At 40.1% G+C, this 14,463-nt stretch carries 18 protein-coding genes; 10 read left to right on the forward strand and 8 right to left on the reverse strand.

The annotated features are described in order from the left end of the window. Nucleotides 1-55: 55 nt before the first annotated feature. Together FPV17_RS09510 and FPV17_RS09515 are read left to right on the forward strand one after the other, a co-directional pair. Nucleotides 56-961: an NAD(P)-dependent oxidoreductase gene (locus FPV17_RS09510; RefSeq protein ID WP_281284338.1), complete on the forward strand. Its 906-nt coding sequence runs from the start codon at nucleotides 56-58 to the stop codon at nucleotides 959-961. After that, nucleotides 958-2,415, forward strand: coding sequence for a CoA-acylating methylmalonate-semialdehyde dehydrogenase (locus FPV17_RS09515; RefSeq protein WP_144558832.1), 1,458 nt, complete (start codon nucleotides 958-960; stop codon nucleotides 2,413-2,415). Before FPV17_RS09510 ends, FPV17_RS09515 begins: the two co-directional genes overlap by 4 nt. Nucleotides 2,416-2,452: 37 nt before the next feature. Here FPV17_RS09515 and FPV17_RS09520 read toward each other — a convergent pair whose 3' ends face one another. Both FPV17_RS09520 and FPV17_RS09525 read right to left on the reverse strand, forming a co-directional pair. After that, nucleotides 2,453-4,042, reverse strand: a complete 1,590-nt coding sequence (locus tag FPV17_RS09520) for an ABC-F family ATP-binding cassette domain-containing protein (RefSeq protein ID WP_144558833.1) — start codon at nucleotides 4,040-4,042, stop codon at nucleotides 2,453-2,455. Between the two features lie 176 nt (nucleotides 4,043-4,218). After that, nucleotides 4,219-5,043 (reverse strand): aldo/keto reductase, encoded by an 825-nt coding sequence (locus tag FPV17_RS09525; protein WP_144558834.1) that lies wholly within the window; start codon nucleotides 5,041-5,043, stop codon nucleotides 4,219-4,221. A gap of 118 nt (nucleotides 5,044-5,161) precedes the next feature. On the opposite strand from FPV17_RS09525, the gene FPV17_RS09530 reads away from it, so the two are divergent. The 3 genes from FPV17_RS09530 to FPV17_RS09540 all read left to right on the forward strand — a co-directional run bounded on the left by FPV17_RS09530 (nucleotide 5,162) and on the right by FPV17_RS09540 (nucleotide 7,208). Next, entirely contained in the window at nucleotides 5,162-6,262 is a 1,101-nt protein-coding gene (locus FPV17_RS09530; protein ID WP_060705037.1) for a PQQ-dependent sugar dehydrogenase, read from the forward strand. A 69-nt stretch (nucleotides 6,263-6,331) separates the two neighbouring features. Further along, nucleotides 6,332-6,655 (forward strand): bacillithiol system redox-active protein YtxJ, encoded by a 324-nt coding sequence (ytxJ, locus tag FPV17_RS09535; protein ID WP_035394031.1) that lies wholly within the window; start codon nucleotides 6,332-6,334, stop codon nucleotides 6,653-6,655. A gap of 331 nt (nucleotides 6,656-6,986) precedes the next feature. Further along, on the forward strand, nucleotides 6,987-7,208 hold the full coding sequence (locus tag FPV17_RS09540; RefSeq protein ID WP_144558835.1) for a hypothetical protein: 222 nt from the start codon (nucleotides 6,987-6,989) through the stop codon (nucleotides 7,206-7,208). 159 nt (nucleotides 7,209-7,367) lie between these two features. Here the strand turns inward: FPV17_RS09540 and sda are convergent, their stop codons facing one another. From sda to FPV17_RS09565, 5 genes are all read right to left on the reverse strand, one after another. Beyond that, on the reverse strand, nucleotides 7,368-7,508 hold the full coding sequence (gene sda / locus FPV17_RS09545; protein WP_081762064.1) for a sporulation histidine kinase inhibitor Sda: 141 nt from the start codon (nucleotides 7,506-7,508) through the stop codon (nucleotides 7,368-7,370). Between the two features lie 111 nt (nucleotides 7,509-7,619). Further along, the gene (locus FPV17_RS09550) at nucleotides 7,620-8,102 is read right to left on the reverse strand and encodes a hypothetical protein (RefSeq protein ID WP_035394027.1); all 483 of its coding nucleotides are present in this window, start codon (nucleotides 8,100-8,102) and stop codon (nucleotides 7,620-7,622) included. Nucleotides 8,103-8,231: 129 nt separating this feature from the next. Further along, on the reverse strand, nucleotides 8,232-9,068 hold the full coding sequence (locus FPV17_RS09555; protein WP_144558836.1) for a 5'-3' exonuclease: 837 nt from the start codon (nucleotides 9,066-9,068) through the stop codon (nucleotides 8,232-8,234). Further along, on the reverse strand, nucleotides 9,065-9,748 hold the full coding sequence (gene bshB2 / locus FPV17_RS09560) for a bacillithiol biosynthesis deacetylase BshB2 (RefSeq protein ID WP_060705034.1): 684 nt from the start codon (nucleotides 9,746-9,748) through the stop codon (nucleotides 9,065-9,067). Before bshB2 ends, FPV17_RS09555 begins: the two co-directional genes overlap by 4 nt. A 22-nt stretch (nucleotides 9,749-9,770) precedes the next feature. After that, nucleotides 9,771-10,118 (reverse strand): YojF family protein, encoded by a 348-nt coding sequence (locus FPV17_RS09565; protein WP_144558837.1) that lies wholly within the window; start codon nucleotides 10,116-10,118, stop codon nucleotides 9,771-9,773. A gap of 165 nt (nucleotides 10,119-10,283) precedes the next feature. Here FPV17_RS09565 and ytvA point away from each other — a divergent pair, with 165 nt between their 5' ends. Both ytvA and FPV17_RS09575 read left to right on the forward strand, forming a co-directional pair. Further along, nucleotides 10,284-11,081, forward strand: a complete 798-nt coding sequence (ytvA, locus tag FPV17_RS09570; RefSeq protein WP_144558838.1) for a YtvA family blue-light photoreceptor — start codon at nucleotides 10,284-10,286, stop codon at nucleotides 11,079-11,081. Continuing rightward, nucleotides 11,074-11,823 carry a S1 family peptidase gene (locus tag FPV17_RS09575; RefSeq protein ID WP_144558839.1) on the forward strand — a complete coding sequence of 250 codons (750 nt, stop codon included), beginning with the start codon at nucleotides 11,074-11,076 and terminating at the stop codon, nucleotides 11,821-11,823. Before ytvA ends, FPV17_RS09575 begins: the two co-directional genes overlap by 8 nt. Here FPV17_RS09575 and FPV17_RS09580 read toward each other — a convergent pair. Next, nucleotides 11,817-12,224 carry a DUF2188 domain-containing protein gene (locus FPV17_RS09580; protein WP_144558840.1) on the reverse strand — a complete coding sequence of 136 codons (408 nt, stop codon included), beginning with the start codon at nucleotides 12,222-12,224 and terminating at the stop codon, nucleotides 11,817-11,819. The two genes, FPV17_RS09575 and FPV17_RS09580, sit on opposite strands and share 7 nt — an antisense overlap. Before the next feature lie 139 nt (nucleotides 12,225-12,363). On the opposite strand from FPV17_RS09580, the gene FPV17_RS09585 reads away from it, so the two are divergent. The 3 genes from FPV17_RS09585 to FPV17_RS09595 are packed head-to-tail and all read left to right on the forward strand — an operon-like array spanning nucleotide 12,364 to nucleotide 14,238. Then, nucleotides 12,364-13,509: an acyl-CoA dehydrogenase family protein gene (locus FPV17_RS09585; RefSeq protein WP_144558841.1), complete on the forward strand. Its 1,146-nt coding sequence runs from the start codon at nucleotides 12,364-12,366 to the stop codon at nucleotides 13,507-13,509. Nucleotides 13,510-13,523: 14 nt separating this feature from the next. Then, nucleotides 13,524-13,832 (forward strand): antibiotic biosynthesis monooxygenase family protein, encoded by a 309-nt coding sequence (locus FPV17_RS09590; RefSeq protein ID WP_144558842.1) that lies wholly within the window; start codon nucleotides 13,524-13,526, stop codon nucleotides 13,830-13,832. Beyond that, on the forward strand, nucleotides 13,825-14,238 hold the full coding sequence (locus FPV17_RS09595) for a hypothetical protein (RefSeq protein WP_246117162.1): 414 nt from the start codon (nucleotides 13,825-13,827) through the stop codon (nucleotides 14,236-14,238). Before FPV17_RS09590 ends, FPV17_RS09595 begins: the two co-directional genes overlap by 8 nt. Nucleotides 14,239-14,463: the final 225 nt, after the last annotated feature.

A 14,463-nucleotide genomic window follows, 5' to 3' on the forward strand; every position in this document is an offset into this window, starting at 1 on the left:
CATCATGCCTGTACTTTTATCAAAGTGCAGGCTCTTCTCTAAAGGAGGGCTAACAGTGAAAATAGGATTTATTGGTCTTGGAAATATGGGAAAACCGATGTCTCTTAATCTGCTAGAATCTGGTTATGACGTAATAGGGTATGATGTAAATGAAAGCGCTTTACAAACGCTTGAAAAGAATGGCGGAAAAGCCGCTTTGACTATTGACGATGTTGTTGATTACGCTGAATTAATTTTTACAAGCCTACCTTCTTCTGAAACATGTGAAGATGTATACTTAGGGGAAAATGGGTTGATACGCAAAGTACCTACTGGACTTGTATTAGTTGATACGAGCACCGTTTCACCAGAGCTTGAACGTCGAATTGGTGAAGAAGCAGAAAAGCGAGACGTGTCCTTTCTCGCAGCACCTGTTAGTGGGGGTGTCGTTGGTGCAGAGAATCGTACGTTAACGTTTATGGTTGGTGGCCCAAAAGCACTGCTAGAAAGTATTCACGCTCATTTGGCGATCCTTGGAAGCAATGTTTTTCACATAAGTGAACAATACGATAGTGGTACGAATGCAAAACTGATTAACAATTTATTAATTGGTTTCTATACAGCAGGAGTGGCAGAAGCGTTAAAACTAGCCGAAAAGAGTGGTCTGAACCTTGATTTTCTCTTTAATGTTCTGAATGTTTCGTATGGTCAAAGTCGTATTTATGAGCGAAACTATAAATCATTTATGGCGGACGACAATTACGAGCCTGGTTTTGCGTTAAAACTTTTAAATAAAGATTTGCGCTTTGCTATGGATTTAGCAAAAGAGCACGGTCTTGAGTTACCTATTAGTCAGGCACTTGTAGACTTATATGAGGATGCAGAAAAGTCCGGCCTTGGTGAGAAAGATATGTCGGTACTGTTTAAGCGTGTTGGAAATCAAACGATCACTTTTAAAGCAGAAGGGGTGTCAGAAGCATGACGACAACAGTGAAAACGGTAAAGAACTGGATTGATGGTAGCTGGGTAGAATCAAGAGCAACAACGCAAGAGACTGTACCGAATCCAGCGACAGGTGAGACCATTGCAACAGTACCACTTTCAACGGTAGAAGATGTTCATGATGCAGTGGTAGCGGCAAAACGTGCATATCAAGAGTGGAAGGTCGTTCCTGTTCCTGAACGAGCACGTTACATGTTCGTTTATTTAGAAAAATTAAAAGAACATCGAGAAGAATTAGCTCAACTTATAACGAAAGAAAATGGGAAGACAATTAAAGATGCACGTGGTGAAGTACAGCGGGGCATTGAATGTGTGGAACTTGCAACGTCTACACCGTCAATGATGATGGGGGATGCCCTTCCGAATATTGCAGGTGGAATTGACGGGTCGATTTGGCGTTATCCATTAGGGGTTGTAGCTGGAATTACGCCGTTTAATTTTCCAATGATGGTACCCTTATGGATGTTCCCATTAGCGATTGCTGCTGGTAATACGTTTGTTTTAAAAACGTCGGAACGAACGCCACTTTTAGCTGAGCGACTTGTTGAAATCATGCATGAAACGGGTTTACCAAATGGTGTTTTAAATTTAATTCATGGTGGAAAAGACGTCGTTAATGGTTTGCTTGAGCATCCAAATGTGGAAGCCGTTTCGTTTGTTGGTTCAGAACCTGTTGCAAGACACGTCTATCAAACAGGTACAGCAAATGGAAAGCGAGTCCAAGCGTTAGCAGGGGCAAAAAATCACGCTGTGGTTCTGGCGGATTGTGAAATGGAAAAAACTGTACAAGGTGTTATTGGCGCAGCATTTGCTTCGAGCGGCGAACGTTGCATGGCTTGCTCCGTTGTAGCGGTTGAAGAGTCGTGTGCTGACCAGTTTATGAGTGTATTAACACGTGAAACAGAAAAATTAACAGCTGGAAACGGTAGTAAGGATGAGCATTTTGTTGGTCCACTCATTCGTCAGAGTCATAAAGACCGAGTAGTCGGTTTCATTGAAAAAGGTGTAGAAGAAGGAGCAAACCTTGTTGTTGATGGGCGCGATCCAGTTGTTGAAGAGGATGGCTATTATCTTGGCGCAACGTTGTTTGACAACGTCACACCTGATATGACCATTTGGCAGGAAGAGCTCTTTGCGCCTGTTCTAAGTGTTGTTCGCGTAAAAGATTTAGACGAAGGCATTGCACTGACGAATCAATCTCGTTTCGCTAATGGTGCTGTTTTGTATACGTCAAGTGGGAGAGCGGCGCAGTATTTTAGGAATTCGATTGACGCTGGTATGATTGGCATCAATGTGAATGTACCTGCACCGATGGCGTTCTTTTCATTCGCTGGAAATAAAGCATCGTTTTTCGGAGACTTAGGGACCAATGGCAAAGACGGCATTCAGTTTTACACGCGGAAAAAAGTCGTAACGGAACGTTGGTTTAATTAACACAAAAAAAGAGTGGTCGATTTTCGACCACTCTTTTTTATTTAACAGCTGTTTTTAAATAATCTTCATAGGAATCTTTATCAATAATGCCATCACTCGTTAGCTCAATCACACGATTTGAGATCGTACGAATAAACTGTTGGTCATGAGAGCTAAAGATCATTGAACCTTTAAAGTTAATAAGTCCATTATTCAGTGCAGTAATGGATTCAAGGTCAAGGTGGTTCGTTGGCTCGTCTAATAATAAGACGTTAGCACCGCTTAACATCATTTTTGACAGCATACAACGGACTTTTTCTCCACCAGAAAGAACACTTGCATTCTTCAGTACTTCTTCACCAGAGAACAGCATCCGACCTAAGAAGCCCCGTAGGAATGATTCGCTGTCGTCTTCAGGTGAGAATTGGCGTAACCAGTCAACAAGATTGAGGTCACAGCCTTCAAAGAATTCTGCGTTATCTTTCGGGAAATACGATTGACTCGTTGTAATGCCCCACTTGAACGATCCGCTATCGGCTTCTAATTCCCCTGTCAAAATTTTAAATAGCGTTGTTTTCGCAAGGTCATTTGAACCAACTAAAGCAATTTTATCGTCTTTGCTCATGCGGAACGAAATATTGTTTAACACTTTTTCCCCATCAATTGTTTTCGTTAAACCTTCAACTAACAACAAATCATTCCCGATTTCACGATCAGGGGTGAAATGAATATATGGGTATTTACGAGATGAAGGTTTGATGTCATCAAGCGTAATTTTTTCTAGCTGTTTTTTACGAGAAGTGGCTTGCTTTGATTTCGACGCGTTCGCACTAAAGCGAGCTACGAAACTTTCAAGCTCTTTAATCTTCTCTTCTTTTTTCTTATTTTGGTCTTGCGCCATTTTTAACGCTAATTGACTAGATTCATACCAGAAATCATAGTTTCCAACGTAAAGCTGAATTTTTCCAAAGTCAAGGTCTGCAATGTGAGTACAAACATTATTTAAGAAATGACGATCGTGAGATACAACAATGACCGTATTTTCAAAATTAATTAAGAAGTCTTCTAGCCATTGAATGGCTTTTAAGTCAAGACCATTTGTTGGTTCGTCTAAAAGTAGAACGTCAGGTTGGCCAAACAACGCTTGTGCAAGCAACACTTTTACTTTCTCTGACTCAGATAGTTCGGCAAGTGTTTTATAATGAGCGTCTTCGCCAATTCCGAGCCCTTTTAAAAGAACAGCAGCATCCGATTCTGCTTCCCAACCGTTTAGTTCAGCAAATTCTCCTTCAAGTTCGGCTGCTTTCATGCCGTCTTCATCAGAAAAATCTTCTTTCATATAAATCGCGTCTTTTTCTTGCATCACTTGGTAGAGACGAGCGTGACCCATAATAACTGTTTGCAGTACTTGCTCATTTTCATATTCAAAGTGATTTTGTTTTAACACAGCCATACGGGATCCTGGTTTCATTGAAACATGACCTTGCTGCGAATCGATTTCTCCAGACAGGATTTTTAGAAAAGTCGATTTACCAGCACCATTTGCGCCAATTAATCCGTAACAGTTACCAGGGTTAAATTGTATATTTACGTCTTCAAATAGTTTACGTCCGCCAAACTGTAAACCGACGTTAGAAACAGTAATCATCGTGTAACCTCCTAAGAGTCGTAACAAATGTTCGATTTTTAATCCACTCTCTAGTTTACCTCCAAAGTGTAGAGGTGTAAACGGCAAAAGATAAATTCTTTCACTAAATTGGGTTTTTACTTGCTTACAACAAAAAAACGCTCGTCCGCATTCTGCGTTAACGAGCGTCTGTTTCATTAGCGAGCGTGCATATCGTTTGGATCTGCACCTCGACGTTGATTCCGGTCAAGCTGATTGACTGCGTTCATTTGGTCATCCGTAAGCTCAAAATCAAATACATTAAAATTCTCTTCAATCCGACTTGGTGTTACGGACTTCGGAATGACAATGGTTTCCCGTTGAAGGTGCCATCGTAATACTACCTGAGCTGGAGTTTTTTGATGTGCTTCCGCTATGTGCACGATTACGTCATCCTGCAATAGTTCTTGTCCCTGGTCAAGAGGGCTCCAGGCTTCCACATAAATATTATGCTTTTCACAAAAAGCTCTTAGCTCATTTTGAGCTAGGTACGGATGACACTCAACTTGGTTCAGAACTGGAGGAACATCACATTCATTTAATAAGCGCTCTAAATGCTCAATATGAAAATTACAGACACCGATGGCGCGAACACGACCATCTTTGTATAGTTTTTCTAATGCTTTGTACGTATCAATGTATTGATCAAAATCTGGTGTTGGCCAGTGGACTAAATACAAATCTACATAGTCAAGGCCGAGTTTATTCATGCTCGTTTCAAATGCAGCGAGGGTTTGGTCATACCCTTGATCGGAATTCCAAACTTTTGTTGTGATAAAGAGTTTTTCTCGGTCAATAGTCGACTCTGCAATGGCTTTGCCGACGCCTGTTTCGTTTTGATAAATCATCGCAGTATCAATTGATGTATAGCCAATTTCAAGTGCTTTTGAAACGGCTGGTTGTGCCTCTTCATCTTTCACTTTCCATACACCAAATCCAAGTTGCGGCATTTCGACGCCATTGTTTAATGTAACCATTTTCATTTTTATCACTCCTTTTTCAACTTGATTATACGCTATATGGACGTGTATGGAAAAGCAGAAGGTTTTAACAAAGTGAAAATCGTTTATACAAAGGATAGAATGGATGGAGGTGTGTCAAATGAAAAAGATCATGATGACACTTGGAGGAAGTTTTCTCTTAGTGGCATGCAATACAGTAGACGATGAAGAAATGACTGACATAACAGGTGATGCCTCAGATGATGACGGTGTGAGTGAAACCGTTGTAGAAGTTGAAGAGACGGCAATGGCAGAAAATCTTCAAAGTCCATGGGCCATCGTGAAGGATGAAGATCGCTTCTTTATTCCTAAACGAGAGGGGACCATTTATCGAATAGACGAAAATGAAGAGATTACGGAAGAAACCGTACAATTAAATGAAGATGTTATTCAGGAAGCGGAGTCTGGTTTGCTTGGTATGGTGTTAGATCCTGATTTTACCTCGAATGGCTACGCGTACGCGTATCATTCTTATGAAGGCGCTGACACAGCGATTGAGAACCGAATTGTACGACTGGAATGGAATGAAGCTGATAATGAGTGGACAGAAAATGCGGTCTTGTTAGAAGGGATTCCTGGTGCGCCAACACATAATGGGGGTAGGCTAGCGATTGGACCCGATGGGTATTTATATGCAACAACAGGTGATGCGGAAGAAGTCGATTTGGCACAGGACCAAGAGAGCTTGGCAGGGTCTATTTTACGTATGGAATTAGATGGTGCTATTCCTGAAGACAATCCATTCGATGGTTCACTTGTGTATTCATACGGTCATCGAAATCCGCAAGGGCTAACATGGTTACATGATGGGACGATGTATAGTTCAGAACACGGAGCATCTGGTCATGATGAAATCAACGTTATTGAAGCCGGCAATAATTACGGTTGGCCTGTGATTGAAGGCGATGAAGAAGAGGAAGGGATGGAGACACCTATTATTCATTCAGGTCAAGATACGTGGGCACCTTCAGGCATCACGACTTATGATGATGTGATTTATATGGCAGGTCTAAGAGGGGAAGCTGTTTATTTGTTTAACCCTGACGAACCAAGTGAATTGACAGAATATGTATCAGATTATGGGCGTGTTCGAGATGTTGTTATTGAAGGAAATGATCTTTACTTTATAACGAATAATACTGACGGTAGAGGAAATCCAGAAAGTGAAGATGATCGTCTCATTCACATGGAATTAAATTAATCGATTGGCTTAAATCGTTTTGAGCGCATATGTTACACTATAAATGAGAAGAATAAATGAGGTGATAACGTGGAAGAGTTAAAATCAGTTCAGGATTGGGATAAATTTCAAGGAAAAGCAACTGAACAAACTGTATTAGTCTTTAAACATAGCACACAGTGCCCTATCAGTGCAGAGGCATTTGAAGAATTTCAAGCGTTCACAAGCGAAAACCCAACTTTTGAAACCGCATATGTGAAAGTGATCGAATCGCGACCTGTTTCGAACCAAATTGCAGAGGATTTAAACACGACTCATAAATCTCCCCAGCTTTTTGTGTTAAAGAATGGCCAAGTTCATTGGACTGAATCCCACTGGAACATTAAGAATAAGGCGATTGCAGAACAAGTCTGACGGAAAACGAACGATTTTGCGCTTGCGCTATCGTTCGTTTTTTTGTTTTGCTTGTTGGTCTTGCTTAAAAATGCAGCGATATGTAAATAAAACAAGTAGTATAACGAGAATGGACGCGCTACGCTGTATGATTTCAAACCAAGTCAATGTCATCACCTCATATGGTTACTATTTACAACGTTTCTACTGTTTATACGTGAATTGCCTAAAAAAGAAGTTTCCCCTTTAGCGAAAAAGCAACTAGTGCATTACTCTATTTTTATAGTCTTCAGGCAAACAAACAAGAATGTCGTGCAGGCATTGCATAACGTAGAAGCATGGAGGTGATTCTGTGAATCTAGCAGTTTATGCGTTAAGCTTGTTTGTATCAATCTTAGTCGGTTTAACAAGCGTATTTGGAGCAGTATTTTCGCTGCTTTCTGGACTTGGAAGTGCTTATTTTTTATCGTGGCTAGGTGTAGCTGCTTTTTCTTTTCTAGTGATTTACGTCATTCAATTGAGTGCGCGTGTAGCAGCCATTGAAGCAAGGCTTGAAGAAGAGGAAGAGGAGTAAAGACTAATAAGTTGTAACTTATATACTAAATGGGCGGTATCCCTATAAAAGATCTACAAGTTTACCGCCTATTTAGCTTTACTTATGTATTTTATAGAGGATGTCTAAACAGTCCTTTTTAAATCGAAATATAAAAAACTAGTAAGTCTATTAATAAAATTACCTATTTAATTCGTTCATATGTATATCGCGTCTCATTAACTCTTGTTCTAGGATAGCAAGAAAATCTTCTTCTAGTTGATTTTGCTTTGCTTTCTTATACGCCTCTAGTAGTACTGAATCAGACAATTGTTCAATCATTCGTAACGCTCCTTCTACATATAAATCGTTTCTATAACGTTCCCGTACCCATATTAAAATAGATATAAACAAAAAAAATACGACAAAAACCTAGCTTACTTAAAAACTAGGTTAGTCACCGTACCATTGAATTTTGCCGTTTTTTTCCTCTTTATTAAGCGTAATATAGAAAGAATGCTTTTGATAGAAATGAGTAAGCCGGTCGACGTGACCCCAATCGCGCTGAACAATACGTCCCTGAATATCGCAATTCTCTTTCCATGCTATCTCTTTAAGATAGTTCATACAAATCGACCCGTAGCCTCTACAAGGTTCTCCTTTTATGTCGTCAATAAAAAGCGTGTTTGCTTCTTTGTATTCCGCTTCTAGAACGAAATCCCACTTTCCATCATATGGCTGACTACAATCATTGATCATCACTTGAAAAGAATCATTGTGATAAGATTTTGAGACAATGACCCATTCTTCTTCATCCACTTGCTCAATTCCAATAACTTCCTTCTTTTCTTCTTTTGCTATTTCTTTTACATGTTGTTGCATACGAATTAATTGAATATCTCGTTTATCTGCCTTTGGTAGAGTAGAAACGGACATCTAAACACTCCTTCTCGTCCTTAGGAAATCCGTCATCCATTATAGAAGAATCGAAAGTGGTTTGCAATGGAAATGAATTGAAGAAAAACTCAATGCCGAACACGGGGTGTGGCATTGAGTTTAAGCGTTTTATGGAAGACTGACTTGAGGACGCTCTAATGAAGAAATGGCTGGTAGCGACTCAATGTCGCACTTAATGGCTGAAAGCTCTTTTGATAGCAGTGTCATGTCTTTCCCTGCTGCTAGCTTTTTCTTTACACGATTGAAGCGGGGATCAAGATCATCTAGTTGGTGAAACAACAGATCAAGCGTGGTGTATGCTTGGATAAGCGGTAAAGCGGTTTTCTCACCTACACCGGGGCAACCAGGTATATTATCACTTGGATCACCAAGCAAGGCTTTAACATCAACCCATTGTTCAGGTTCAACTGCATACGTTTGGGTAAATCGTTCGTAATTCATCACAATATCTTGTTTTTTGGCGGCAATGATTTGAGATACTTGTTTATTTATCAATTGAAACAAGTCTTTATCATTCGAATAAATGTAAGCAGGCGCTTCGGGTGCTTCTTCTCCCCATTTTTTGCTAATACTCCCCATTAGATCATCTGCTTCGTAGGGTGAAAGTGTTAGTTGGGCAATTGATAGGGACTCAAGCTCTTTCTTTACCAATTCATATTGCTGAATTAACGGTTCTGGTAATTCATTTCTTGTTTGTTTGTAAGGTGGGTATAGCTGACGCCTAAAGGTATCTTCTCGCGGTATATCCCACGTTACAACACAATGAGAAGCATTGTATTGACTGAGTAATGAATGTACCTTTCTTAGAAAGACATTCAACCCATTAACAGGAATACCGTTTTCGTTTTTTTCTAATGATTCGACAGGACGATTATAACTTGTCGCAAAATAGGCTCGGCTTAGTAAATTAAACCCATCTATAATGAGTAAGCACTTATCTGTCATGAAGAATGCTCCGCTTTAAGTGGGTAGGTCCAGAATCGCTCAATGGTTAAACGTTCTACCGCCTCTTTATTTCCTTCGTGATAGGCCTTTTCTAAACTTGGCAACGTCCAAGCGAGCTGTGAAGCATGGGCTCGCAATGTATCAAGCTTTATTTGAGCGTAGGGACGGACGTCATTTAAAATATCCGGTTTTCCAATCGCTTCCTCATGTCCATTTGAAAAGGCAATGGCATGAAACGTCGGCCGGTCTTTTTCAGGCAACGATTCTAACGCCTCAACAACCGCTTCCCCAGTGGCATCGTGGTCAGGATGAACTGCATAGCCAGGATAAAACGAAATAATAAGGGATGGCTTTAATTCAGTGATTAAGTCTAGAATATCTTGTTTGACTTTACCGGGTGCTTCGAATTCAATCGTTTTGTCACGATAGCCGAGCATTCTTAAATCGGAAATGCCCATCTCTATCGCGGCTTGTTGCAATTCTTGTTTACGAATGTCAGGCAATGATTCTCTTGTTGTAAAAGGTGGATTTCCTAAATTGCGTCCCATTTCTCCTAAAGTAAGACATGCATAGGTGACAGGGATGTCATGTCGAATGTAGTTGACAATTGTTCCAGATACGCCGAATGCTTCATCATCAGGATGAGGAAAAACGACGAGTACATGGCTTTGTTTGTTCATATTAGTTCACTCCTAATGAATTTTAGCGAAAAGGGGTTTTCGATAGCTCCATGGCAATAGCTAATTTCCCGTCTGGTCCATGACCAGCAAGTAAAAGTCTGCCTTCTTCATCAAGCTCAAAATGAGTCAAACCCTCTCCATAAACCCAACCAATATCGAGTTTTAAGCCGACACGATAGGGGCCATCACCGGCAATTTTTCCGTTTTCGTACGTGATTTTCGCATTCCGAATATACGCGGTTGCTGAAAAGAAAGATTCATCAAAGTGAGAAGCATAAGCACCATTTGTTGTTTCTAGGTGTAAGTAAACCTCTTGTGTTGCAAATTCGTTTATATGCAGTTGGACGGTTTCTTTATTTATTCGTTCCATAAGTAGCCTCCATAGTAAAGTAACAGCGACATGCTATCGTTCATTATAATAGCAACAGTCTTTTGCTTCAATGAAGGTGACTTAAAAGCCGTTAAATAAATGTTATAAAAAGAATTTCATGTTGAGAAATGGTATACTATTCGTAACGTATGCGTTGTAGGAGGCATGAAGAACATGTTGGAAGAGGTTGCTAAGCAAGCGGAACTATTAGTGAAAGTTTTAGACTATACACGAGTAGGCATTTTAATTACAGATCCAGATCTTAAAGACAATCCAATTGTCTATGTAAGTGAGGGTTTTACGAAAATGACAGGTTATGAAGTCGAAGAAGTCTTAGGGACAAACTGTCGTTTCTTGCAAGGTGAGGAAACAGATCGTAATAAGATTGATTTACTTCGAGAGGCGATAAAAGAAAGAAAACCAGTCTTGATTGAAATAGCCAATTATACGAAAGACGGAACGTTATTTTGGAATGAACTAACGATTGACCCTGTTTATATAGAAGACCAAGACAAGCTTTATTTTGTAGGTGTGCAAAGGGATATTACGGAACAAGTCATGGCAAAGAAAGAATATGAGCGTTCCGTACAACGCATTCAATCCATTTCAACGCCGATTGTTCCTTTATTGGATGGATTAGCAGTACTGCCTCTTATCGGAGAGATGAATAAAGAGCGGTTTGATCTTATGTTTGATACGGTCACACAAGAAACCGTGCGTTTAGGTATAAAAAAGCTTGTCATTGATTTATCTGGCCTAACGCACTATGATGCATTTGTTGTAGAAGGGATTTTTCAGTTAAGAGATGTTCTAAAGCTTATTGGAGCTGAACTTGTTTTATGTGGTATGGCACCTGGGCTTGCCATTCAATCGGTTCTCAAGGGAGGAAACCAATTGGAAACAATTCAAACAGCTAGTTCGGTTAAGCAAATTTTAAAAGAAGCGTTTGAGCGATTTGAGTAACGACTCACATAACTATGAGGAAGAGCCACCGTTAAGTGACTTCTTAGAGGATGAACCTAAGAAAGAAAAGAAAGGAAGAAGACGTTTTTTTCGAATAATTGCTATGGTAGTAGCTTTAGCATTATTTGTTCAGACGGTATCCTTTTTATTTGAGCATTATTCTTTAAACGCATGGCACTATATACGGGAAAGCGAATCATTGTTTAATGATGAGGCAATTGAAGCTTGGCAAAGCAGTGTCGTCGTCGTTGAAACAAACACTGGACACGGGACCGGTTTCTTTGTGAGTGAGGAGGGTGACGTGTTAACCAATCATCACGTTAGTGACGAGCAAGGTCCCTTGTGGATTGTAACAGCCGACGGAAAAAGATATGAAGCGGAATCGATAAAACACGACATTGAAAAGGACCTTGCTCTACTGCGTGTAGACGCTGAAAATCAATTGTTTCAACCGTTAAAGCTCGCTGAACCAACTTCCTTTTTACATGAAAATGTTATTGTTATTGGTCATCCTCAAACCCACTCCTTTATTGCAAATGAAGGGGAAGTGTCTGAAGAAGTAGGAGATTACCAACGATTGTCGATTACAAACGATGTGTATCCTGGACACAGCGGCTCGCCAGTCCTTTCTCAAGAAGGAGAAGTCATTGGCATTATATATGCCCGCTCGCTAGAGGAGAGAACCCGTGGAGAGGGACTTGCTGTTCCAATCCAACAAGTCCAAGCGTTCCTTTATCATTGAAATGTAACGTCAGTTCCTTTATTTTCAGCAATGTCTTTTGCGCGTTGAACAGCTTCTTTTTTCGTCTTATACACGTGGCTAGGTTTTTGTGCACCTTCCGCTTGAACGGCCCAGCCATCGTCTCTTTTTTTAACAAGCTGATTGCGTTCATTTAACGTTGGAGAGGATTGTTTTTCCCTGTTTTTTGATGGTTTCATTTGACCATGTTTGTAAAACTGATCAACATCCTCCTTAGGTGTATCCTCGTACCAGCTTTTTGCCTGCGAAATCGCAATTGGAATCGCATCTTTTTCTTCATAACCGTCATCTAGCATGGCATTCCCAATTTCGATCGCTTTTTTCTTTATTGGTGCTTTCATCTGTTTTAAAGCAGGTGGGTATTGTTTCATGTCCCAAGGCATCTTGCTTCACACTCCTTTTTAATGTTCATAGCCGAGGATGGATTAGGTAAAACATGATTCTATCATTTTTTTCATTTAACATTAGTTGAAAGTCAACAGAATGTAGTTGCGAATAAAGTAGAAAAGGAGTGGCACAGGAGTGGATTTATTAAAAACGTCGTCAGCAAATGAAAGAGAGGAACGATTGCTGAAGCACATAAAACCGTTTAATAAAATAGGGGCACAACATGATCGAAAGCAAACGGTACCTATTGAAAACATACAAGTTTTGCGAGACTGCGGCTATGCTGCTTTAGCAGTGGAGAAGGAATTTGGTGGCTTGGAAGTACCGCTTTCGGAATGGCTTCGCCTACAAGAGCTTATCGCTAGAGAAGATGGTCCGACTGCTTTGAGCATTGGCTGGCATATGGGAACCATGTATCAAGAAGCGCAAGAGAAAAACTGGCCTAAAATCCATCGTCAGCACGTGCTTAAAGCTGTTGTAAACAATGGCCTTTTACTAAATACCGCAGCCACTGAAAAAGCTACAGGAAGTCCAACGAGAGGTGGCGTTTTTCAAACATCAGCTAAAAAAACGTCTGAAGGCTGGCTGATTAACGGAGAAAAAACGTTCTACACTCTTGCCGAACATCTTGATTATTACCTTGTGCTTGCGACAATTGAAGAAGATGGATCAACAGGCGTATTTCTAATAAAAAAAGGCACAGAGGGCGTAACGATCAACCCAACTTGGGATATGGTTGCAATGGGCTCAACAGGAAGTCATGACCTTGTATTGGATCAAGTCATATTACAAGAAGATGCGCTTTTAAAAGTCCAAGTACGAAAGGAACTGCCTCAAGCGTGGCTTTTGCACATTCCCGCATGTTACTTAGGAATTGGTTACGCAGCAATTCAAGAAGCCGCTACGTACGCCCGTACGTATGCACCAAATAGTATAGGAAAACCGATTGCGACGATTCCGACTGTTCGCCAACGACTAGGCGAAGCGATGCTGCTTTATCAGCAAAGTCAAAGCATTCTCTATGGTGTTTCAAAACAATGGGATGAAGCATCTATAGACGAACGTAAAACAATGCATTTGTCGTTTATGATGACAAAGCATAGTGTTGTCCAACATGCAATTAACATGGTGGATCTTTCAATGAAAGTAGTGGGGGCACAAAGTCTAGCACATGCTTCACCTTTATCAAGGTATTATCGCAATGTTCGTGCTGGGTTACACAATCCACCAATGGACGATCAAACGGTTGAGTTTGCCGCAAAGACAGTATTAAACGAATAAAAGGAGAATTTAACATGTATGTGGTTCATTCTACTTTCAAAGCACCAGAGGATAAGGCAGAAGAAGTTATAGCTATCTATCGCAATCGTTCTAAAAAAGTTGATTCCGCCAATGGGTTTGTTTCCTTCCGTCTGTTACAGCATCATAAGCGACCGGGTGAGTTAACTGTAGAGCTACAATTTGAAACGAAAGAAGATTATCTTGAATGGGTACGGAGTCAAGAGTTTAAAGATATCCATGATTTGGAGAAGAAATACCCAGATCAAGAGCTAGCGAATATTGTACCAACAGTTCGCCAGTTCGAGGTGATTATCAATGAATGAACGCCTGCCTCATTATTATGAACCGATCGTCCAATCGATTGCTCAATCCATTTATCATGATTTTCCAAGCTTAGTTGAGCGATACGGCGAGAAGGGCTGGAAGCATACGATTGAAGACAATGAACACCATTTTCGCCATTTAGAAGCAGCGTATGCAATTCGTGATTCACAAGTGTTTGTTGATTATGCCATATGGTTAAATGGTATTTTAACGAAACACGGCATGACAACATATTTACTCATTGATAATTTTGAACGAATTCCAGCTGCCATTGAAAAACAACTTGGTCAAGATAAGGAACAACAGTTCACTCACTATATTTCAGCCGCCATTCAAGCCTTAAAAGCGACTGATGAATATGTGAAGAGAGAACGTGTTCCTTTCCGTGAAAAAAATAACGAATAGTAAGTCAGTAAGCAAAGCAATAAATGGGATCCATGACGAGTCTGTAAAAATAAGGTTGTTCTTTACAAAGAGCGTACTCATAAAGAGTATGCTTTTTTTGGTTTTTAGAGATAGAATAGTTAGAAAAATTAAACATATAAAAGTTGACTGAATAATCACGCCGAAGTATAATCCACTATAAGTAATGTATCTATTTTTAATTAACAAAAAAGTTAACTATAAGGA

This window comes from Shouchella miscanthi (genome assembly GCF_007725405.1).
Lineage (GTDB): Bacteria > Bacillota > Bacilli > Bacillales > Bacillaceae_D > Shouchella > Shouchella hunanensis.